The organism is Deinococcus metalli, assembly GCF_014201805.1.
Lineage (GTDB): Bacteria > Deinococcota > Deinococci > Deinococcales > Deinococcaceae > Deinococcus > Deinococcus metalli.
The window spans coordinates 83,880-104,182 of the sequence record NZ_JACHFK010000004.1 but is presented as its reverse complement, the minus strand read 5'-3'; the positions used below and the strand labels follow the sequence as shown (position 1 = coordinate 104,182).

The 20,303-nt window shown below is 70.3% G+C and carries 19 protein-coding genes; 8 read left to right on the top strand and 11 right to left on the bottom strand.

Going from position 1 to position 20,303, the window contains the following annotated elements; genetic code table 11:
• Positions 1–9: 9 nt before the first annotated feature.
• The 4 genes from HNQ07_RS09545 to HNQ07_RS09530 all read right to left on the bottom strand — a co-directional run bounded on the left by HNQ07_RS09545 (position 10) and on the right by HNQ07_RS09530 (position 4,240).
• Positions 10–1,227 carry an ABC transporter permease gene (locus HNQ07_RS09545; RefSeq protein WP_184111106.1) on the bottom strand — a complete coding sequence of 406 codons (1,218 nt, stop codon included), beginning with the start codon at positions 1,225–1,227 and terminating at the stop codon, positions 10–12.
• Entirely contained in the window at positions 1,224–1,898 is a 675-nt protein-coding gene (locus HNQ07_RS09540) for an ABC transporter ATP-binding protein (RefSeq protein WP_229831932.1), read from the bottom strand. Before HNQ07_RS09540 ends, HNQ07_RS09545 begins: the two co-directional genes overlap by 4 nt.
• Entirely contained in the window at positions 1,895–2,341 is a 447-nt protein-coding gene (locus HNQ07_RS09535) for a hypothetical protein (RefSeq protein ID WP_184111104.1), read from the bottom strand. The genes HNQ07_RS09540 and HNQ07_RS09535 overlap by 4 nt, the downstream gene beginning before the upstream one ends.
• A 156-nt stretch (positions 2,342–2,497) precedes the next feature.
• A complete protein-coding gene (locus HNQ07_RS09530; protein WP_184111102.1) occupies positions 2,498–4,240 on the bottom strand; it encodes an alkaline phosphatase in 1,743 nt (580 codons plus the stop codon).
• A 383-nt stretch (positions 4,241–4,623) separates the two neighbouring features.
• Here HNQ07_RS09530 and HNQ07_RS09525 point away from each other — a divergent pair, with 383 nt between their 5' ends.
• Both HNQ07_RS09525 and HNQ07_RS09520 read left to right on the top strand, forming a co-directional pair.
• The gene (locus tag HNQ07_RS09525; RefSeq protein WP_184111101.1) at positions 4,624–4,857 is read left to right on the top strand and encodes a hypothetical protein; all 234 of its coding nucleotides are present in this window, start codon (positions 4,624–4,626) and stop codon (positions 4,855–4,857) included.
• A gap of 530 nt (positions 4,858–5,387) precedes the next feature.
• Positions 5,388–5,621, top strand: a complete 234-nt coding sequence (locus HNQ07_RS09520; RefSeq protein ID WP_184111100.1) for a hypothetical protein — start codon at positions 5,388–5,390, stop codon at positions 5,619–5,621.
• 616 nt (positions 5,622–6,237) lie between these two features.
• On the opposite strand, the gene HNQ07_RS09515 is transcribed toward HNQ07_RS09520, so the two are convergent.
• From HNQ07_RS09515 to HNQ07_RS09485, 7 genes are all read right to left on the bottom strand, one after another.
• On the bottom strand, positions 6,238–7,086 hold the full coding sequence (locus HNQ07_RS09515) for a manganese catalase family protein (protein WP_184111099.1): 849 nt from the start codon (positions 7,084–7,086) through the stop codon (positions 6,238–6,240).
• Between the two features lie 140 nt (positions 7,087–7,226).
• Positions 7,227–7,421, bottom strand: coding sequence for a hypothetical protein (locus HNQ07_RS09510; RefSeq protein ID WP_184111098.1), 195 nt, complete (start codon positions 7,419–7,421; stop codon positions 7,227–7,229).
• 540 nt (positions 7,422–7,961) lie between these two features.
• The gene (xth, locus tag HNQ07_RS09505; RefSeq protein ID WP_184111097.1) at positions 7,962–8,732 is read right to left on the bottom strand and encodes an exodeoxyribonuclease III; all 771 of its coding nucleotides are present in this window, start codon (positions 8,730–8,732) and stop codon (positions 7,962–7,964) included.
• Positions 8,733–8,831: 99 nt separating this feature from the next.
• Positions 8,832–9,041 carry a hypothetical protein gene (locus tag HNQ07_RS09500; protein WP_184111096.1) on the bottom strand — a complete coding sequence of 70 codons (210 nt, stop codon included), beginning with the start codon at positions 9,039–9,041 and terminating at the stop codon, positions 8,832–8,834.
• Between the two features lie 90 nt (positions 9,042–9,131).
• Positions 9,132–10,343: a zinc-dependent alcohol dehydrogenase gene (locus tag HNQ07_RS09495; protein ID WP_184111094.1), complete on the bottom strand. Its 1,212-nt coding sequence runs from the start codon at positions 10,341–10,343 to the stop codon at positions 9,132–9,134.
• A complete protein-coding gene (locus tag HNQ07_RS09490) occupies positions 10,340–11,092 on the bottom strand; it encodes an SRPBCC family protein (protein WP_184111093.1) in 753 nt (250 codons plus the stop codon). Before HNQ07_RS09490 ends, HNQ07_RS09495 begins: the two co-directional genes overlap by 4 nt.
• Before the next feature lie 16 nt (positions 11,093–11,108).
• Positions 11,109–11,516, bottom strand: coding sequence for a hypothetical protein (locus HNQ07_RS09485; RefSeq protein ID WP_184111092.1), 408 nt, complete (start codon positions 11,514–11,516; stop codon positions 11,109–11,111).
• A 587-nt stretch (positions 11,517–12,103) separates the two neighbouring features.
• Here HNQ07_RS09485 and HNQ07_RS09480 point away from each other — a divergent pair.
• The 6 genes from HNQ07_RS09480 to HNQ07_RS09455 all read left to right on the top strand — a co-directional run bounded on the left by HNQ07_RS09480 (position 12,104) and on the right by HNQ07_RS09455 (position 20,160).
• Entirely contained in the window at positions 12,104–13,930 is a 1,827-nt protein-coding gene (locus HNQ07_RS09480) for a glycoside hydrolase family 43 protein (RefSeq protein WP_184111091.1), read from the top strand.
• A 276-nt stretch (positions 13,931–14,206) separates the two neighbouring features.
• Entirely contained in the window at positions 14,207–15,130 is a 924-nt protein-coding gene (locus HNQ07_RS09475; RefSeq protein ID WP_184111090.1) for a sugar ABC transporter substrate-binding protein, read from the top strand.
• A 20-nt stretch (positions 15,131–15,150) separates the two neighbouring features.
• Entirely contained in the window at positions 15,151–16,647 is a 1,497-nt protein-coding gene (locus tag HNQ07_RS09470) for a sugar ABC transporter ATP-binding protein (protein ID WP_184111089.1), read from the top strand.
• Positions 16,634–17,605 (top strand): ABC transporter permease, encoded by a 972-nt coding sequence (locus tag HNQ07_RS09465; RefSeq protein WP_184111088.1) that lies wholly within the window; start codon positions 16,634–16,636, stop codon positions 17,603–17,605. Before HNQ07_RS09470 ends, HNQ07_RS09465 begins: the two co-directional genes overlap by 14 nt.
• A gap of 30 nt (positions 17,606–17,635) precedes the next feature.
• Positions 17,636–19,123, top strand: coding sequence for a xylulokinase (locus tag HNQ07_RS24355; protein ID WP_184111086.1), 1,488 nt, complete (start codon positions 17,636–17,638; stop codon positions 19,121–19,123).
• A gap of 254 nt (positions 19,124–19,377) precedes the next feature.
• Positions 19,378–20,160: an SDR family oxidoreductase gene (locus tag HNQ07_RS09455; RefSeq protein ID WP_184111084.1), complete on the top strand. Its 783-nt coding sequence runs from the start codon at positions 19,378–19,380 to the stop codon at positions 20,158–20,160.
• Positions 20,161–20,303 lie beyond the last annotated feature (143 nt).

Below are 20,303 nucleotides of genomic sequence, written 5' to 3'. Positions count from 1 at the left end.
GGGCCGCCCTTAGAGGTACCGCAGCGGGCTCAGCCTTGAGGCATGCACGGCAGGCGGCACTGCGGCCAGCAGGCCCAGCGGGATCAGCCACAGGGCGCGCGAGGCCAGCGCCCAGGTCAATTCGGGTGGGGCAAGCGTGAAGCCCAGCTGCGCGCCCAGGACGTTGCCGCCCACCCCGCTGACGAGCACGGCCAGCCCGAGCCCCAGCAGCACGCCCAGCGCGACGGTGAGGCCCGTCTCGACGAGGACCAGTGTGAAGACCGTGGCCCGTCCGGCCCCCAGGGTGCGCAGCAGCGCCACGGTCTTCGTCCGCTCGACGCCGGACGCGTAGACGCTCAGCCACACGGTGAGCGCGGCGATCCCCAGCACGAGCACCGAGAGCGCCGTGTAGGCCGCCTGCCCCTGGAGCAGCACGTTGCGCGCCTGCGCGAACACCTGCCCCGGGAAGACCGCCATCGCGTCCCGGCCCGCGTTGACGCGCTGGGCGACGGTGTAGATACCCGCCAAGTTCTCGGCGGAGTACAGCACGGCCGTGACCTCGCGGCTCGCCTGGGCTCCCTCGCCGTGGACCTCCCACACCGTCTCGATGGGCGTCAGGACCGCGCGGTCCACCGGGCCGCCCGTGGGAGCCAGGATGCCCGTCACGGTGTAGGACTCGTCGTGGTGGTCGCCCGACTCGCCGCCCGGCCCCTCTTCGTGGTCGGCCTCGTCGCGCAGGCCGTGGGCACCCTTGAAGGTGCTGCCCACGCGCAGACCCGCCGCCTGCGCCACCCGCGCGCCGAGCACCGCGTCGTGTTCGCGCGCGAAGACCTGACCCTGGGCCACCCGGAAGTACGGCGGCAGGGCGGGTTTCAGGCGCTGGTCGAAGAACTGCGCGGTCGTGCCCACGATGGGAAAGCCCGCGTAGTTGTCGCCCAGCGCGATAGGCACGGCGCGGCGCGTGCCCGGCAGCGTGCGCAGGTCCTCGTAGACGCGGTGCGGCACGTTGCCGATGGGCACGTCGAGGTAGAACAGCGTGGACATCACCGCCTGGGTGCCGCTGCCCGGCGCGGTCACGAGCAGGTCGAACACCTGCGCGGCGTCCTGCGCGCCCCGCTCGACCTGCCGGGTCACCAGCGGCACCACCAGCGCGGTCGCGGTCGCCAGGGCCACGGCCAGCACCGTGAGCAGCAGCGCCCCGGCGCGCGCCCGCAGGCCGCGCAGGGCCGTCCACAGGGCAACCCTCACGCGGTCACCGCCGTGTTCAGGTGCAGCTGCTCGCCGAAGTCCTGCGCCACCAGCGGGTCGTGCGTGACCACGATCAGGGTGGCACCCTGCTGCTGGGCCGCGCCGCGCAGCAGATCCAGCGCGACCCGGGCCCGCTCGCGGTCCAGGTGCGCCGTGGGCTCGTCCACCAGCAGCAGACCGGGGTTGTGCGCGACCGCGCGGGCAATCGCCACGCGCTGGCGCTCGCCGGTGGACAGTTCGGCGGGCCGGTGGCGCAGACGGTGGCCCAGGTCAAGCCGGGTCAGGGCCGCGCGGGCGACGTCACGCGGATCGGCCACGCCGGAGACCCGCAGGGCCAGCTCCACGTTCTCGAGGGCGCTCAGGCCCGGCATCAGGTGGAAGTCCTGGAACACGTAGCCCACAGCCCGGCGGCGGTAGGCGTCGCGGCCCGCCTCGGTGAGCGCGCCCAGCGACTGCCCGCCGTAGCGCACCTCGCCCGCGTCCGGAATCAGCAGGCCGGCCAGGACATGCAGCAGCGTCGTCTTGCCGGTTCCGCTGGGTCCGGTGACGGCCAAGTGGGTGCCCGGCGCGAGGTCGAAGTCCGGGTACGTGAGCACGGCGTCCGGACCCCGCGACACCGTCAGGCCGCGCACGCTCAGAGCAGCGGCGCGGATGGGACCTGCGGGGGTCACGCGCTGTCGACGCGGTCGGCGTACAGCCGCACCAGGCTCACGAAGCCAGTCTCGTCGTCCTTCTTCACGCCGATCTCCAGACGGCCCGTGACGGTCAGTCCGCGGGTGCTGGGATCGAGTTCGCGTCCCGGCGGCATGATCACCAGCACGATGTCGGCGGGCCAGTCGGCGGCGGTGGTGCAGAACGGACAGGTGCTCATCGGCTCACGCGTCAGCACGAAGAAGTCCAGCTTGGGCTTGAGCGGCGGGGCCATGTATCCCTGCATGCTCACGGCCTGCCCGGCCAGCGACTTGATCTTGCCGCTGTACTCGACGCCGCGCACGGTCACGCGGCCATACAGCTCGCTGAATTTCAGGCTCGCGGGCGCGGCGGCCCCGGCACGCCCCAACGCGGCCAGCGCGGGCACGGCGCCCAGGATTTTCACGACGGTTCGGCGGTTCATCACCACTCCTCTTGGGTCGGCGCTCCGGACGGCGAGCGGCGAACGGCACCCAGTGTCCGCCCGCCGCGTCTTGGCTGTGTCAGCCCGGCCGTCTTCACATCAGACCACAGCCGGGCGGGGTGGTGACCTGGGTCATCCCCCGCCCGGCCCGTGCGCTTACTTGCTCTTGGTGGCGTCCAGGCCCAGCGCCTTGGCGACGCCGAAGAAGATGTCGGTCTGGTCCATCATGCCGCTGAAGTTCTCCGCGCCGGCCCCGAAGGCGAAGAGCGGGAGGGGATCGGCGGTGTGCACGCCCTGGTTGCTGGTGGGCGGCAGGTTGCCGGTGCGCTGCACGCTGCCCTCGGCGCAGATCTTGGGGTTCGGGACGTAGCCGGCGGCAGTGCCGGTCTGCCCGTTGCTGACGGTCGGGTCGAGGAAGATGCGGCGACCCAGGTACGTTTCGCAGTAGTCCGGCACGGCCGCGAAGCCCACGGCGTAGGTGCGGTCGGTTTCGGGCAGCGGGAAGCCGTTGGCGTCGCGCTTGTCACCGTAGGTGGGGAAGCCGGCAGCCTCGTACACGCCCACCGCCTCGCGCTTGCCCGGGCCCTTGGTAGCGTCGTAGCCGCCGTACACGCTCAGCGAGTGCGCGTGGTCCGCCGTGACCAGCACCAGCGTGTCGGGGTGGGTCTTGGCGTACTCCTTGGCCCACGCCACAGCGCGGTCGAGTTCCAGCACGTCCCACACGGCACGCTGCCAGTCGAGCGGGTGCTCGTACTTGTCCACCATGCCCGCCTCGACCATGAGGAAGAAGCCGTTGGGGTTCTTCTCGAGGGTCTGCACGGCCTTCTGGGCGCTGTCCCACAGGTAGGGCATGTCGGTGAAGTCGCCCAGCATCTCCTTGCTCTTGTACTGCGCGCGGTCGAGGTAGCTGGGCACGTTGTCGATGTTGAACAGGCCGAACAGCTTCGTGGCGTTCGCGGCGTTCAGTTCGGTGCGGTTGGACACGAAGGTGTAGCCCATCTTCTGGCTGCCTTCGATCCAGTCGGTGGCATCCTTGCGGCGGCTGCCCGGCGCGGTGCTGGGGATGAAGTCACGGCTGCCGCCGATCAGCAGCACGTCCGGCTGCACGTCGCCCTTGAAGTACTGGTCGGCAATCGCGGAGTAGTCGCCGCGGCGACGGGTGTACGACGCGAAGGCGGCCGGCGTGGCGTCCACCCCGAAGGCGCTCGACACGATACCCACGCCCTTGCCCATCGCGCGCCGCAGCATCGCCGAGATGGTTTCCACGCGCGGGTTGTCCAGCGTGTCGGCGGTGTTGTCCGGGTACACGTTCAGAGCGTTCACCTGGATCTTCTGCCCGGTGGCAATGGAGCTGGCGGTGTTCGCGCTGTCGGCCAGAGCGCTGTCGTAGGAGCTGGTGTTCACGCTGGCCATGCTGCTCAGGTCGCTCATCATGGCGAGCTTGCCGGTGGGCATGCCGTTGGCCGGGTTGTACGGGTGGGCGATCAGGTTCGCGGCGTTCACCGTGTTCCAGCCCATGCCGTCCCCGATGAACAGGATCACGTTCTTGGCCTTCGCGGCCGCCGGCGCCACGGCATTCCAGCGCACCGACTTGATCTGGTCGCCGGCTCCGTCGCTGTAGCGCACGGTCAGGATGTGCGACCCGGCGGTCAGGCTCTGGGTCCGCAGCGTCCACTCCACGCTGGTGGGCTTGGTGGTCGTGCGCGTCAGGCCGTCCACAGTCCGGCCGTCCAGGGTCACGGTCGCCGTCTTGAAGTCCTTGACGTCCTCGGCCTCGATACGCAGGTCGAAGTGCTGACCGGCGAGCAGGCGGGCGCCGTCGTAGGGGTACACCTGGAGTTGGGCGGCGGTCGCAGCGGTGCTCAGCACCAGGGCGGCAGTCAGCAGGGCATGTCGCATACCCGGACAGTTCACTGGGCCTGTGTCAGCTTCATATCAGCCTTACCATCCTGGGATAAGGGCGGGATGTGCGCCCGGTGCCGCACGGAGGTCCGTTTCGCCCTTCCCGTCAACGTCCGTAAGACGCCGCTTGGGAACCGTCTGGTCGGGGGCGCTTGTCTGTCACGTTCGACGGGCAGGCATGAATCGTTCCATGACGTGGCACGGCTCGGCACGTTGAGCAGATCACCTGAATGTCCGTCCCGTGCAGTGAAGAGGCGCGATGACTGTGTAGACCGGCCCGTAGCCCGCTCTTTTGAAACGCGACGCCTCCATGATCTTGGGTGTCCCAACACCTGTCACAGCAGGCCACGGCGGAAGATACGGGTTCAGGAGGTACGCGCATGAGCGATGACAAGAGCGTGGGCGAACGTCTGGGCGACGCTGTGGACGCCGTGAAGCACAAGGCGAACGAGGGTGCCGACCGCGCCCGCGCCGAGGAGCACGACTACAGGGCAGAAACCAGCGACAACCCGCTGGAACGTGCCGTGGAGAAGGGCAAGGGCCTGGTCGACCGTGGCAAGGCCGAGATGCACGAGGCAGCCAGCGAACGCAACGCCAAAGAGTCCACCCGCTGAACAGTCCAATCGCGGTGCTCAAGTCGAGCGACATACCTTTCGCTGTCTGGGTCGTCACAAAGATGCTGGGCGCGTCTTGGAGATGAGCAGGGGCTCCTCAGCACAATTGGGGCACTAAGGCGTTCCGGCTGTGAAAAGTGCGCGGACAGTACATCGGGCTTTTTCGTGTCAAGTAACACATTGACGTAACTGCAGTGCAGATCCGCCTTTCACGGTTGCGGACCACATTGCCTCCGGCTGCGGTCACTTGAGCCCTAGAGCTGGCGCCGACTGTCATGTACCTGTAGAGATACTTCCAGTGGGAGTCTTCGGCTGCGGACCCTGCACCGCCGTACGCTCAGGGGAAGACGCACGTGCTCTACCCCGACAGCTTTCGGTCATCGTGGGCTTCGGGTCCGTGTGCACCACCACACCTGACGGAGAGGATCTGTGAATCTCTGTCCGTGCGCCACTCCCAAGATGCCCCCAGAGATGGCCCCTCCGGGGGCGCTTCTGCACGCCCGGTCACACTGCCCTGCTAGGGTGTGGCGATGGCCCTCAAACAGGAGCGGTTCAGCTTTCCCAGCAGCGCGTTCATCACGGCCTTCCTGGACATGCACAAGGTCGAGTGGGCGTGCTACCTGGACGAGGAGCAGGGGGAGTACTATCTGCGGGCCGAACACGCCCACTGGACGGTGCAGACGCCGCCCGCACCGACCGTCACGCACGACATGGGCATGCAGTTTCTGGAACTCGTCCGCAACCGCCTGGGCACGCGCCCGTAGGCTGCGCGTTCCCACCATGAAAAAGCCCCACCGGTGTGGGGCTGCCTGACCGCCTTCACCCGGGCGGCTTGTGTTGTTGGTACGAGGCCAGCGTACGCAACGAACGTTTGCTCCGCGTCAGCCTTTTGTCGGGAGGACGCGGGGCCGATTGGACTGGGATCACGCGCTGGACTGTACGCCGCTCGCCCTACTCCGTGTGCGGCACGGGGTTCCCGACGCCACCACTCCGCTCTCCCAGGTCCGCCGGGAAGGCGCAGCCTCATCCGCACCGATCTGAGGGACATCCGGCCGTCACCAACCGACCTGCTGCACCGGCCTGGCCGGGCGGAATCCGGCGCCTGACACCTGACTCTCACCACATGAAAAATCCGCCCCAGCGGGCGGACCGAACTCTTGAATTGTTGGGAAACTGAGCTAAAGGATGCCCCTTGCCGCCCTCTATGGCAAGGGACAGATGCCGCCCGGCTCAGCGTGGACGAGACTGGGGTTTAAACGCGACAGAGGCAACGAGTTGCATCGGCCGGATCGACGAGACCACCCCGGCTCTGGGCAATCGGGGGTCCCAGTCGTGCACTGCAGCCCAGTCCAGCGTCTTCTGAGCGCTGTGGCAGGTGGCCTACCGGGTGGCACCCTCGTCGGTCATCTGCTGAAGTTCGGCGTATCCGGAGGGGATCGGTGGGGCCAGGACCGGCTCCTGCCCGAGTGGCCGGTTGACCATCGTGGTGAATTCCCCCCGGCCGTCCAGCGAGGGACCGCTCGTCCAGCGGCCGGTGGGCGCCTCGACCCCCGCGACGCCAGTGCTCAGGAAGGTGTAACTGAGTCCCTCTACCTCCTGCGCCTGGTCAAAGGTGTTGGGAATCGGCAGGCTGCCCGGATGCCCGCCGAGTTCCTCGATCACCGCCAGCCACTGCTGCTGGTGCATGGTGTCGCGGGTGATCAGAAACCGCAGCATGTCCTTCATGCCGGGATCGTCCGTCATGTCGAACAGGCGGCACGCCAGCACCCGCCCGGTGGCTTCCGCGGCCACGTTGGAGTACATGTCCGCGGCGAGGTTGCCGCTGGCGTAGACGTGCGAGCCATTGAAGGGCACCCCGTTGGCGTCCGCGGCCAGCGCCGACATGCCGGCCGACAGGAACTGGCGCGGTTCCATGCCGCCGAGCGTGGCGGCCAGCAGTGGGTCTGCCTTGGCCATCTCCTCCTGCAGGTAGGCGGGCGAACCCTCGAGGTTCATGGCGACGGCCGTGGCGAGCATCTGGATGTGGCCGATCTCCTCGGTGCCGGTTTCCATCAGCATGTCCCGGTACTTGGCGGGACCGCGGGCGCCGAAGGACTGGAAAAGGTACTGGAGGCACACGCGGATCTCGCCCTCCACGCCCCCGATGGCCTGCTGGAGCATCTTGGCGAAGACGGGGCTGGGGGTATCGACGCGGACGGTGTACTGCAACTGCTTGTCGTGGTAGAACATTCGCTCTCTCCCGTAGCCGTGGCCTGTCCCGGTGGTGCCAGGACGCGCCGCGCTCTGCTGAGGCGTGTGCCATCACACAACGGCAGGCGGTGTGTCGAGACCGCCTGCCGTGTTGCCTGCCTCACGTGTGTCGGTGGGCGTCAGCGCCCCTGGTTACCGCCGCTCTGCCCGCTCTGGCCGCCCTGACCACTCTGGCCACCCTGGCTACCGCCGCTCTGGCCGCCCTGACCACTCTGGCCGCCCTGGCTGCCGCCGCTCTGGCCGCCCTGGTTCCCACTTTGACCGCCCTGATTGCCGCCGCTGGTGTTGCCGCTGTTCCCCTGAGTCATGGTCATACCTCCGCGAGAGCGAGGACCTTCATGCCACTCGGCACAGCGTTCACCATGCGCCAGAACGGTGTCCCGTCCGGTACCGGTCGAACCAAGCAAAGTGCGGGCGATTGCAGCCTGGAGTAAGCAGACGCCGAAGGTACCTTGACCCGCCGCACAGCCGTGGCCCAGGGATCCGGTCTGGCCGTGGATACGGCGGAGCCCGAACTCGCCGTCAAAGCGGGGTGGAGGCTGTGCCCGCCCAGGTGAACGTCATGGTGTTCGGCGCCCCCTTGCCCGACGTGGCGGTGCCGCTTCGTCCAGCGGGCACTCTCCCCCACCCGCACAGTCACGTCGCCCGGAGCGTAGGCGGAGCCTCGGCCCAGAAGCACACGAACACTCTGACCAGGGTGGCCTCCTGCACCGTCCCTTCTTGGAGTAACCCGGCGTGCGTATCCAGTTCGGCCGCGACCGGCACGAACGGCCGCCATCCTCGGTCGCCCGAAGTTCTGGCCCCACCTGCCACTCGGGGGAGCGCTCCTGCCAGCGGCCTCCTCGGCAGGAGCGTCAGGGGTCCGCGAAGGTGGCGATCACGGGCGCGTGGTCCGACGGGCGGGTGTGCCCCCGCGGGCCGACGTCGATCTCACAGCTCTGGCATACCGCCGCCAGCGGCGCCGAGACCAGAATGTGGTCGATCCGCAGGCCCCAGTTCCGGGGGAAGGCGAGGGCGCCGTAGTTCCACCAGCTGAACACCCGCTCCGGCTGGGGGTGCAGACGGAAGGCGTCATGCAGGCCGGTGCCGAGCAGCCCGCGGAAGGCGTCGCGTTCCGGCGCGCTGACGAGCACCTGGCCCTCCCAGCGCTTGGGGCTGTGCACGTCGCGGTCTTCCGGGGCAATGTTCAGGTCTCCCATCACGGCCACGCGGGTGTGCTCGGCCAGTTCAGCCTCAAGCCACGCCCGGGTGGCCGCCAGCCACTCCAGCTTGTAGGTGAACTTCTCCGAGCCCACCTGCTGCCCGTTGGGCACGTACACGCACACCACCCGGACGTCACCCACGGTGGCGGCCACGACGCGGCGTTGAGGATCGTCCAGACCGGGAACACCCACCTTCGGGTTGTCCAGGGGCCGGCGCGACAGCAGGGCCACCCCGTTGTAGGTCTTCTGACCGGCGAAGACGCTCCCGTACCCCAGAGCCTCCAGCGCCGCCACGGGGAAGCGCTCGTCGACCACCTTGGTTTCCTGGAGCGCCAGCACGTCGGGCTGGTGGAGGTCGAGCCACTCCAGCACCTGCGGCAGCCGCACGGTCAGCGAGTTGACGTTCCACGTCGCCAGCTTCACGGCGACCCGCCTGGAGCGTACGGTGGCAGGGCAGGAACAGTCACGGTGCGCCGATGATGGCATGACCCGGGCGCCTTCACCGCTGCGCCGGGAGGTCCATCAATGGGCGTGCACGATGGCGACGAGCTGGCCCGGCAGGTTCGCCCGTTCGATCTTGGTGATGACGCGCACGTGGCTCCCGATCCGGATGCGGTCTCCGACCTTCGGGGACGCGTTCGAGTCCTTGAACACGTACCGGTGGTGCGAGCCGGTGGTCCGGAAAGTCAGACGTTGGCCAGGGTTCAACAGATCGCTGGCGATGTAGGGCATGGCGTCAGTGTGATTCATGGTGCCGGCCCCGGCAGCGCAGTTCAAGCAACGATGGACTCATGAATGGCCGTGCACGCGCTGGCCCCGCCGTCATGGCCTGGGCGGGCTGGGCTGGTGCGTGCTGTGGTCGGCCCAGGGGTCGAGGATGCACTTGATGCAGCCGTCGTGCTTGTGCTTGAAGATGTGGTAGCCGTGCGGCGCGTCTTCCAGGCTGAGGCGATGGGTGATGATCCTGGTCGGGTCGATCCGGCCGTGCTGGATGTGGCCCAGCAGGGTGTCGAGGTAGCGGTGCACGTGCGTCTGGCCGGTCTTCAGGGTCAGGCCCTTGTTCATGAAGGCGCCGAGCGGAATCTTGTCGGCCAGGCCCCCGTACACGCCCGGCACGCTGACGGTGCCCCCCTTGCGGCACGCCATGATCGCGGCGCGCAGGGCGTGGGGGCGCTCGGTTTCCAGCACGCGGGTGGTCTGCTTGACCGCGTCGGCCACGCCCAGCAGGCCGTGCGCCTGGGCCTCGAGACCCACGGCGTCCATCACGCTGTCGGGGCCGCGACCGCCGGTCAGCTCCTTGAGACGCTCGAAGACGTTCTCCTCCTCGTAGTTGATCGTCTCGGCGCCGTAGGCGCGGGCCATCTCCAGCCGTTCGGGGAACCGGTCGATCGAGATCACGCGTTCCGCGCCCAGCACGAACGCGCTGGCGACGCCGAACAGCCCGACTGGCCCGGCACCGAAAATGGCGACCACGTCACCGCCCTCGATCTGGCAATTCTCGGCCGCCATGTAGCCGGTGGGCAGCACGTCGGTCAGGAACAGCACCTGTTCGTCGGTCAGGTCGTCCGGCACCGTGTAGAGATTGGCGTCGGCGAAGACGGTGCGCGCGAACTGCGCCTGTCCGCCCGCATACCCGCCGGTGATGTGCGAGTAGCCGTAGATACCGGCCGGCGCGTGGCCCCACATCGTCTCCGCGAGGGCCGGGTTGGGGTTGGAGTTGTCGCACAGCGAGGTCAGGCCCTGCTTGCAGTACCAGCACACACCGCACGAGATCGGGAAGGGCACGATCACCCGGTCACCGACCTTCACGCGGCGGACCTCGGGACCGACCTCCACGACCTCGCCCATGAACTCGTGGCCGAGGATGTCGCCGTGCACCATGCTGGGGACATAGCCGTCCATCAGGTGCAGGTCCGAGCCGCAGATCGCGGTGGCGCTCACGCGCACGATGGCGTCGGTGGGCCGCAGGATCTCGGGGTCGGGCACGGTCTCCACACGCATGCGGTTGACGCCCTGCCACACGACGGCCTTCACGAGGTTCTCCGGTTGTCGTACATCTTGGCCTCCGCCTTCGCCGGCCCCTTGCGGGCGCTGGACTGGCCCTCGGTGGTGGGTTCGTGCCCGACCTCGAGCACTCGCTTGAGCCGCCGCAGGTCCTGGGCGACCTGCATCTCGGGGTCCTCGCCCAGCAGCCGGGCGACGGTCGCGCCCAGGCTGCCGCCCGGCGGACGGTATGTCAGCGAGACGTGGAGTTCCGTGCCGCGGCCCTGCGGCGCCGGCCGGAACTCGACCTCGCCCTCGTTGGGTACGGTGGCGCCGGCCAGCGACCGCCACGCGATGCGGCGACCAGGTTCGTCGGCGGTGATCTCGGCGTCCCACGCGACATGCGTACCGGCGGGCGCCCGGGCGACCCAGTGCGAGCGCCGGCCGTCGCCGTCCTGGGTCGTCACCGAGTCCAGGTGCTGCATGAAACGCGGCAGGTTCTCCAGGTGACGCCAGAAGCTGTACAGGTCGTCGGCGCTCATGCCGATGGTGATCGCCTTCTGGACGCGGATGTGGTCGTCCTCGGTGCGGCGCACATGGGTCAGGGCAGGGCCGAGGCCCTCTCCCATCGCCGCGCCGGCGAGCAGAAGGGCGCCCCCGGCTCCGAGGAACACCCCGACGCTTCCGCGCTGGCGCACGCTCAGGGCGATGAGGCCGACGGCCAGCCCGCCGAACAGCAGGCGGTCGGCCGGACTGGAGTTCTGGGGGCTGTCGCGTCGGGCTTGGTCGTGGGTCGTCATGCTCATGTCCTCCCTGTCAGGCCGCGTGGGCGGCGATCCGGCGCGCCGGCGAGGGCGACGCGGCCTGGCTCAGCGCCCGCGCCACCAGGACGTCCAGCAGTGTCACGCCCGAGAGCATCAGCAGGCTCCGGGTCAGCCGCTGGTGGGCGTGCGGCTCGTCCGGCCGGGCGCGGCCCACGGTGGCGAGGTCCAGCACGTCGCCGGCCACCCGCGCCCACACCCACGGCGCGGCAGCGGCCGGCTGGGTCAGCAGGCCCAGCCCCGCGATCACTTCCCGCACCCCGTAGGCGCGGACGAGCCCGCCGTGGGTCTGAGCCGCGCGGGCACCCACGAACCGGCCCACGTGACCGGGGGCCAGCAGTTCCACGGTTCCGAGGCCGAGGCTGAACCAGCCCAGCCCCCTCGCCACCTGTTGTGCGTTCATGTCGCCTCCCGTGCGCCCGCCGCCGTCCAGTCGCCCTGCCCGCTCGCCCCGTACCCGGCACCGTGGACCGGGAGGGAGCGGTCGGCTGCAGGGTGGGCCGGCAGCGTGGTGTCACACGTCACCATGCCGTCCAGGGCGGGTGAATTGCCTTTAGACAACTTCTCGCACGGCATCCGAATCGGCTGAACGCGTCTTCATGGGCGTCCAATACACCGGCGCACATGGAGCCTGCACACCGCCCCGAAGTGGACTGGCCGCGGTGGACTCGCCGCGCAGCATGTCAGCGTGGCAACGTCCCGTCGGGTGCGGTTCGACCGGCACGCGCCGACGCGGGGCGGCCGGGGGCAAGGTGGGCACGGCTGAGTTCATGGAGCGCTCACCCACAGCGAACGGCGGGAGCACGCGTGTTAGCCTTGAGTTGTCCCATTTTCTCCGTCCCAGTCGCGCATGGCCCGTCGCCCCGCGCTGGAATTCCGTCCCGTTGCCGCCGTCCGTCCGGCGTGGATGCGCGGAGCCGCCACGCGCAGACGCCCGGCGGAACGTGAACGGGCCAGCCCCTGCCCCTCGCCACCTCAGGAGGTTCAGCGATGCGTACTCCCGGCCGTCCGTCTCCCTTCCGCCGTTTCCCGGTGTGGCCGGGCGTGGTGGCGCTCGGGCTGCTGTCCGGCTGCCACACCGTCACGTCCCCGACCGTGAGGCTGACGTACACCAATCCGCTACAGGTCGTGAAGGCGGACGGCACCCGGGTGCAGTCGTGCGCCGACCCGGCGGTGATCCAGTCGCGTACGACCGGCGACGCGGCGTGGTACCTGTACTGCACCACGGACCCGCACAACGCCGCCGATGTCGACGCGCAGGGCAACCTGACGTTCCACCTGATCTCCATGGCCCGCTCGACGGACCTGGTGCACTGGACGTATATCGGGGACGCCTTCGCCCAGAAGCCCGCGTGGGTGAAGGACGATGCCGGGCTGTGGGCTCCGGACGTCGAGTACGTGAACGGCAAGTACCGCCTGTACTACACCGCCAGCGACACCAAGGCGGGCGGCAGCGCCATCGGGGTGGCGACCAGCGACTCGCCGGCCGGGCCGTGGACCGACAGCGGCACGCCCGTGGTCGAACCACAGGCCCCTCCCGGCGGCACCCCGACCGACCGCCGCTGGGTGTTCGACCCGGACGTGATCGTGGACGACGCCGGACAGGCGTGGCTGTATTACGGCAGCTACTTCGGCGGCATCTCGGTGCGCCGGCTGAGCGCCGACGGGCTGAGCACCGACCCCGCCACCCAGGTGGAGGTCGCGCTCGACAACCGCTACGAGGGCGCCCAGGTGGTGCGGCACGGCACGTGGTACTACCTGATGGGCTCGGCCACCAACTGCTGCAACGGGCCACTGACGGGCTACAGCATCTTCGCCGGCCGCTCGGCGTCCCCGACCGGGCCGTTCGTGGACCGGGACGGCGTGTCGCTGCTCGATCCGCGGGTGGGCGGCACGCCGGTGATCAGCATGAACGGCAACCGCTGGGTCGGCCCCGGCCACAACGCGGTGTTCACGGACGCCGGCGGCCAGGACTGGACGCTGTACCACGCCATCGACCCGAACGACGCCTACTTCACGCCGGGCGGGGTCAACAAGCGGCCCGTGCTGCTCGATCCCCTCGACTGGATCGGCGGCTGGCCCACGGTGCGCGCCGGCAACTGGGCGTCCGACGGGGCGATGCCCGCACCCGCTGCCCAGCCCGGCCAGGTCAGTGCGTACACGCCCCAGCTGCCCACACCGGATGAGCTCGGTGCTCCGCTGGCCGACTCCAGCGACGACTTCGACGGCGCGGCCCTGGGCGCCCGCTGGAGCTGGGTGCGGCCGCCGGCCGCGGGGGTGGCCGGCGTGGAGGGCGGCGCGCTGCGCTTCGCCACGCAGGCGGCGGACCTGTATGTGGACAGCAACTCCGCCTCCGTGCTGACCGAGGCGGCCCCGGCCGGCGACTACGCGGTCGAGGTCAAGCTGACCATCGACCTGCCGGACCAGGGCTGCTGCTACAACTACGCGCAGGGCGGCGTGCTGATCTACGGCAACGACGACAACTTCATCAAGCTGGGCGTGGTGTCCATCTGGAACACCCGCCAGATCGAGTACGCCAAGGAACTCAGCCCGGTGCCGGCCCACTACCCGCGCTACGGCAACACGGTGCTGTCGGCCCCCGGCCCCGACACGTGGCTGCGGATCGTCCGGCGCGCCCGCCCGGCGCCCTCGACGGAGGAAACGTACACCGCGTATTCCAGCCGCGACGGCGTGACATGGACCCGGGGCGGCACGTGGACCCACACGCTGGGCCAGGCCCGGATCGGCCTGTTCTCGATGGGCGGCAGCGGCTTCACCACCCGCTTCGACAGCGTGCGCGTCTCTACGCTGAAGTAAACGGCGCCGAGAGGGGGTGGCCGGGGAAAATGTTCCCGGCCACCCGCCTGTTTTCAGGTCCAGCACCGAGGTGCCGGTGCCCACACGCCGTTGGGCGCGTCACACCGTGGCCTCCGACCTGCATCCGGTCTGCAGCGAGGAAGTCTGACGCGTCCTAGACAGTCCGGCCGCGCTCGGGGGTGGGCGGCCGCCTACTGTAGAATGACGTCAGTCACAGTTCTTGAACACGCAACCTCTCGACCCTGACGTGCGGCCGGCCCGCACGAGGAGTGACCCATGGTGAATTCCCCACGTGCGACGATGCGGCTTACGTTCTGGACGGCGGCGCTGTCCCTCGGCATGCTCGCCGGCGGCGCGGCCTCCGCGAAGACCGTGGCCATCCTGACGCCCTTCCAGCAGTCGGTGACGACCAACCAGATGATCGCGTCGTTGCAGGCCCAGGCCAGCAAACGCGGGTGGAAGACGAACGTGGTGGACACCAAGGGCGACGTCGGACAGCTCGCCAGCCGCATGGAGGACGTGATCGCCGCGAAGGCGGACGCGATCGTGATCGTCAGCACCGACCCGAATCAGCTGAAGAACCAGATCCGCGCCGCGAACGACGCCAAGATTCCCGTCTTCGGCCTCGACAGCGGCTACATCAGCGGCATGGCCATGAACGCCACCAGCGACAACACGGCCATGGGCAAGACCATCACCGAATACCTGTTCAAGGCGATGAACGGCAAGGGCAACCTCGTGGTGCTCACGTACCGGCCGCATCCGGGTGTGCTCAAACGCACCCTGGCGCTTGACGCGGCGCTCAAGGCCGCTCCGGGCATCAAGGTCGTGACCGAGCAGGAAGTGCAGGTGCCCGGTCCCATCGAGAACTCGCGCAAGCAGATGGAGAACATCCTGCTGGCCAACTCGCGCAAGGGCGCCATCACGGCCGTGTGGGCCGGCTGGGATGAACCGGCCATCGGCGTCGCGCAGGCCCTCCAGGCAGCCGGGCGTGACGACATCATCGTCGTGGGTATCGACGGCACCAGCCAGGCCGTGAGCATGATCCAGAAGGGCTCGCCCATCAAGGCGACGCTGAAGCAGAACTTCCCGCAGATGGCCGTGCTGGTCGCCCAGCAGATCGAGCGGGTCTTCGGCGGCCAGAAGGTGAGCGCCACGGAACTGTACGCGCCGGCCACGCTCGTCACCCGTCAGCCCTGACCCGCAGCCCAGACCCGGCCGTGTCCGCTGCGCCCCTGCTGACGCTGCGCGGCGTGACCCGCACCTTCGGCGCGCACGCGGCGCTTCAGGCCGTCGACCTCTCGCTCGGCGCCGGGGAGGTCCACGGCCTGGTGGGCGAGAACGGTGCGGGCAAGAGCACCCTGATCAAGGTGCTGAGCGGCCTGTACCCGCCCAGCGCGGGCGAATTGCTGTGGGACGGCGTGCCCGCACACGACCCTGGCCCCGAGGGCGCGCAGGCGCGCGGCATCCGCGTGGTGCATCAGGAGCGTCAGCTGGTGCCCGGGTTCAGCGTGCTCGAAAACCTGTACCTGGGGTCGGCGTACCCGCGGCGCGGCTGGGGCGTGGACTGGAGCGCCATGCGCCGCGCCGCGCGTGCGCTGCAAGACGAGTGGGGCGTGCACGTGCCGCTGGACGAACCCGCCCAGCACCTCACGCCCACGCAGCGCACCATGACGGAGGTGCTGCGGGCCGTGATGGTCCGCAGCCGCCTGCTGATCCTCGACGAGCCCACCGCGTCCCTGACACACCACGACGCGGAACTCCTGTTCACCCTGATCCGCCGCCTGCGGTCGGAGGGCACGGCCGTGCTGTACGTGTCGCACCGGCTCGCGGAGGTGCTCGATCTGGCCGATCACCTCACCGTGCTGCGCGGCGGACGGGTGGCCGCGCGGTTCCGGCGGGGCGAGGCAGACGCCGCGCGGCTGGTCGAGGCGATGTCCGGCCCGGCCACCACCCGTCCCGACCGGAGGACAGACGCGCCGGCCAATCACCCCACACCGGGCGGCCAGGCCCTGCTGGCGGTGGAGCACCTCGCCACGCGGGACGGCCGGGTGCGCGACGTGTCGTTCACGCTGCGCGCCGGGGAGATCCTCGGGGTGTACGGCCTCGGGGGAGCAGGCCGCACCGAGCTGCTGGAGGCGCTGGCGGGGCTGCGGGTCCGCGGCCGCGGAACGGTGCGGTGGGACGACGGCGCCCGGCCCGTCCTGATTCCGGAGGACCGCCGCCAGCAGGGCCTGGTGGGCCACCTGAGCGTCCGTGAGAACATGACGCTCGCGACGCTGGCCGACCACACCACGTGGGGCGTCGTGCGGCGCGCGCGCGAGCAGCGGGCGGTGGCGCAGGGCATGGGCGCGCTGACGATCCGCGCGAGCGGACCCGAGCAGCCCGTGGAGGAACTGAGTGGAGGAAACCAGCAAAAAGTCCTGTTCGCGCGCGCCCTGGCGGGCCGCCCCCGCGTGTGGCTGTGTGACGAGCCCACGCAGGCGGTGGACGTCATGACGCGCCGGGCCATCCACGACCTGCTGCGCGAGCAGGCGCGCGCAGGCGCGGGCGTGGTGTTCGTCACCTCGGACCTCGGCGAGCTGCTGGACATCGCAGACCGCGTGGCGGTGCTGCGTGCGGGCCGCACGGTGGCCGACCTGACCGGCGAGGAGCGGCGCGAGGACGCGGTGCTGCGCGCGTGCTACGGCGAGGGCGGGGCGGATGCAGGAGAGTAAGCGGGCGCCCGCACTGCGGGTCACGCACTTCACGCGCCGCTACGGCACCGCCGTGGCCGCGCTCGCCATCGTCGCCGTCTTCAGCGTCCTGAGCCCGGACGCGTTCTTCAGCGTGGAGAACGCCCTGAACATCACGCGGCAGATCTCGTTCCTGGTGATCATCGCCATCGCCGCGACCTTTGTGATGGTGGTGGGCGAGTTTGACCTCTCGGTGGGCGCGCTGGCCAGCCTGGGCGGCGTGGTGGCCGCGCAGCTCGCGGTGGCGGGCATGCCGGTGGCGGCGTGCTTCGCGGCGGCGGCGGCCGCAGGCGTGGTGACCGGGGTGGTGAACGGCTGGCTGATCACCCGGTTTGGCCTGCTGTCGTTTATCACCACGCTCGCCATGGGCACGGTGCTGGGAGGGCTGGTGTTCTGGATGACCGGCGGCAGCACCGTGTTCGAGAACATCCCCGACGCGTTCTCCGCGCTGGGGCGCGCGGCCGTACTGGGCGTGCCCGCGCTGTCGCTGGTGATGCTGGCCGTGGCGGTGCTGGCGTGGTTCGTCCTGACCCACACGCCCTTCGGCCGGCGCCTGTACGCCGTGGGCGGCAACCGGGCGGCCGCCCGCGTCGCGGGCATCAGTGTGGGGACGCATACGGTCGCGGCCTTTGCGGTGTCCGGCCTGCTGGCGGCCTTCACCGGGGCGCTGCTCGCGTCGCGCCTGGGCTCGGCGCAGCCCACCGGGGGCAACGGGCTGTTCCTGCCCGCGTACGCCGCCGCGTTCCTGGGCATGACCGCGTTCAAGGACGGCGTGCCGAACGTGCCGGGCACCGTGCTCGGCGCTCTGATCATCGGCGTGCTGGCCAACGGGCTCACCATCCTGCAGATCCCCACGTTCCTGCAGGACGTGATCACTGGCCTGATCGTCATCCTGGCGGTGATCGTGCAGCGGCTCGGCGCGGGGCGCGGTGAGCGGTGATCCGGCCGTGACCCGGCGTGGAGCGGCCCCGTGACCGACCGTCCACACGCCGTCGCGGCCGTGGACGTCGGCACCACGGCGGTCAAGGGCGTGCTGCTGGACCGTACCGGGGCGCTGATCGCCGCGCACGAGGTCCCGCTCGAGACGCGGCGGCCCGTGCCGGAGCATGTGGAACAGGACCCGGCGGCGTGGTGGGCCGCGCTGGTCGAGATCTGCGCCGCGTGGCGCGCCCAGGGCGCCGATCTGGACACGCTGGGCGCCCTGAGCCTGAGCGGCCAGATGCAGGACGTGGTGCTGACCCGCGCCGGCGTGGCCATCCATCCGGCCGTGCTGTACTCGGACACCCGCGCCGGGGCGGAGGCGGCCGAGGTGACGGCGCGGCTCGGCGTGGACGTGGCCGCGGCCACCGGCAATCCGTACGGAGCGGCGTCCGTGCTTCCCAAGCTGCGCTGGCTGGCCCGCCACGTGCCGGGCGTGCTGGCCGGCGACGTGCACCTGCACGTGGGCGCGGCCGGAGTGCTGACCGGGCGGCTGTGCGGCGAGCACGTCACGGACCACACCACGGCGGCGACGACGGGCCTGTACGACCTCGGGCGCGCCACGTGGTGGTCCGAATGGCTGCGCACCCTGGGGCTCGCAGTGGTGCTGCCGGACCTGCGCTGGCCGCACGAGCTGGCCGGACGGGTGCGCGCGGACGCGGCGGCACAGACGGGCCTGCCCGTAGGCCTGCCGGTCCTCACCGGGCTGGGCGACGCCGGGGCCACGACCCTGGGGGCCGGCGTCCTGGGCGAGGGCGAACGCTACGTGTACCTCGGTACCAGCGGGTGGGTGGGGGCCGTGCGGCGCCGCACGCCGGAGCCCGCGGGTGCGGGAGTATTCCGCCTGCCCCTCCTCCACGCAGACGACGTGCTGACGGTCGCGCCGGTCAGTAACGTCGGTTCCGCGCACCGCTGGGCCGCCGACACCTTTGCAGACGGCGACTACGCCCGGCTCGAGGCCCTGGTGGCCCGGGCCGCACCGGCCACGCTGCTGTGCCTGCCGTACCTGGATGGCGAGCGGTCACCCGTGAGCGACCCGCACGCCCGGGGCGTCTTCGTGGGCGTGGGCGGCCACAGCGCGGCGGGAGACCTCGCCCGCGCGGTGCTGGAGGGGGTGGCGTATGCCCTGAAGGCCACCAGCGGCACGCTGGGCGTGGTCCGTCCTTCCCTCGGCGGCGTGGTGCCGGTGCTGGGCGGAGGTGCCCGCAGCGCGGTGTGGTGTCAGATCCTCGCTGACGTGCTGGACGCGCCGGTCACCGTGCCCCCGGACGCCGCCCTGCTGCCGGTGCTGGGCAGCGCGTATTCAGCCTTCGCGTTTCTCGGCTGGGCACCGTCGTTCGCCGCGTACCGCGCCCAGGTGCTCGACCAGCGCGCCGGCACCCGCTTCACGCCGGACCCGGCGCGCGCCCGGCAGTACGCCGCGCACTCCGCGCGCTGGTCGGACCTGTACCCGGCGGTACAGCCCCTGTTCCGCCCCTGAGCACAGGGCACGGCCCGGTCATCCTGTGCAGATTCATGGGAAGGAAAGCCAACATGACGGCAGCCGCTGAAACAGCTCAAGCCTGAGCGGGGGCAGCTCTTATGTCGGCCCCGCACGCGCCCCCTACGCTGCACCCGGGCCGTGGGCTGGGCCTGGCCGGCGCCGACCGATGGGAACGGCGACTGCCGTCCTGCCAGGGCCGGCACACCTCTCCCGTCATCACCTGACCGAGTCACCGAACAAGGAGCGATCCCATGGGCATGCTGGACAACAAGGTCGCGTTCATCACAGGGGCCGCGAGCGGCATCGGGGCGAGTACGGCGCGGCGGTTCGCGCAGGAAGGCGCGCGGGTGGTCCTGGCCGACGTGCAACCGGAGGAGGGCGAACGCGTGCGCGCCGAGATCGAGGCAGCGGGCGGGTCCGCGCTCTACGTGGAGTGCGACGTCAGCGACGCAGAGGCTGTCCGCCGCGCCATCGATCAGGCTGTGACCGCCTACGGACAGCTCGACATCGTGTTCGCCAACGCGGGCATCAACGGCGTGTGGGCGCCCATCGACGAACTGCAGCCCGAGGAGTGGGACCGGACGCAGGCGACCAACCTGCGCAGCACATATCTCACGGTGCACTACGCCGTGCCGCACCTCAAACGGGCCGGCGGCGGCAGCATCCTGATCACCAGCAGTGTGAACGGGACCCGCACGTTCTCCAGCGCGGGCGCGAGCGCGTACAGCGCCTCCAAAGCCGGGCAGGTCGCGTTCATGAAGATGATCGCGCTGGAACTGGGCCGCCACCACATCCGCTGCAACGCCGTGTGCCCGGGCCTGATCCACACGCAGATCAGCCAGCGCACCGAGCAGCGCGGCACGGACAAGATCGGCATCAAGGTCGAGCTGCCGCTGGGCAACCCGGCGCTCAACGAGGGCGAGGGCGAGCCGGTGGACGTGGCGGACACCTGCGTCTTCCTCGCCTCGGACCTGGGGCGGCACGTGTCGGGAGTCGAGATCTACGTGGACGGCGGGGCTTCCCTGCTGCGCTGAGAGGATGATCGCCTTGGCCTGACAGCCAAACCAGGGGCTGGAGTGGTGCGGGGGGCGGCCCACGCCGGGTTCTACGGGCCCACTGGGGCCGCCCAGGCCCATGACCCCCTTCCCGACTTGTACGGGGGCGGCCTCCCTGCGTG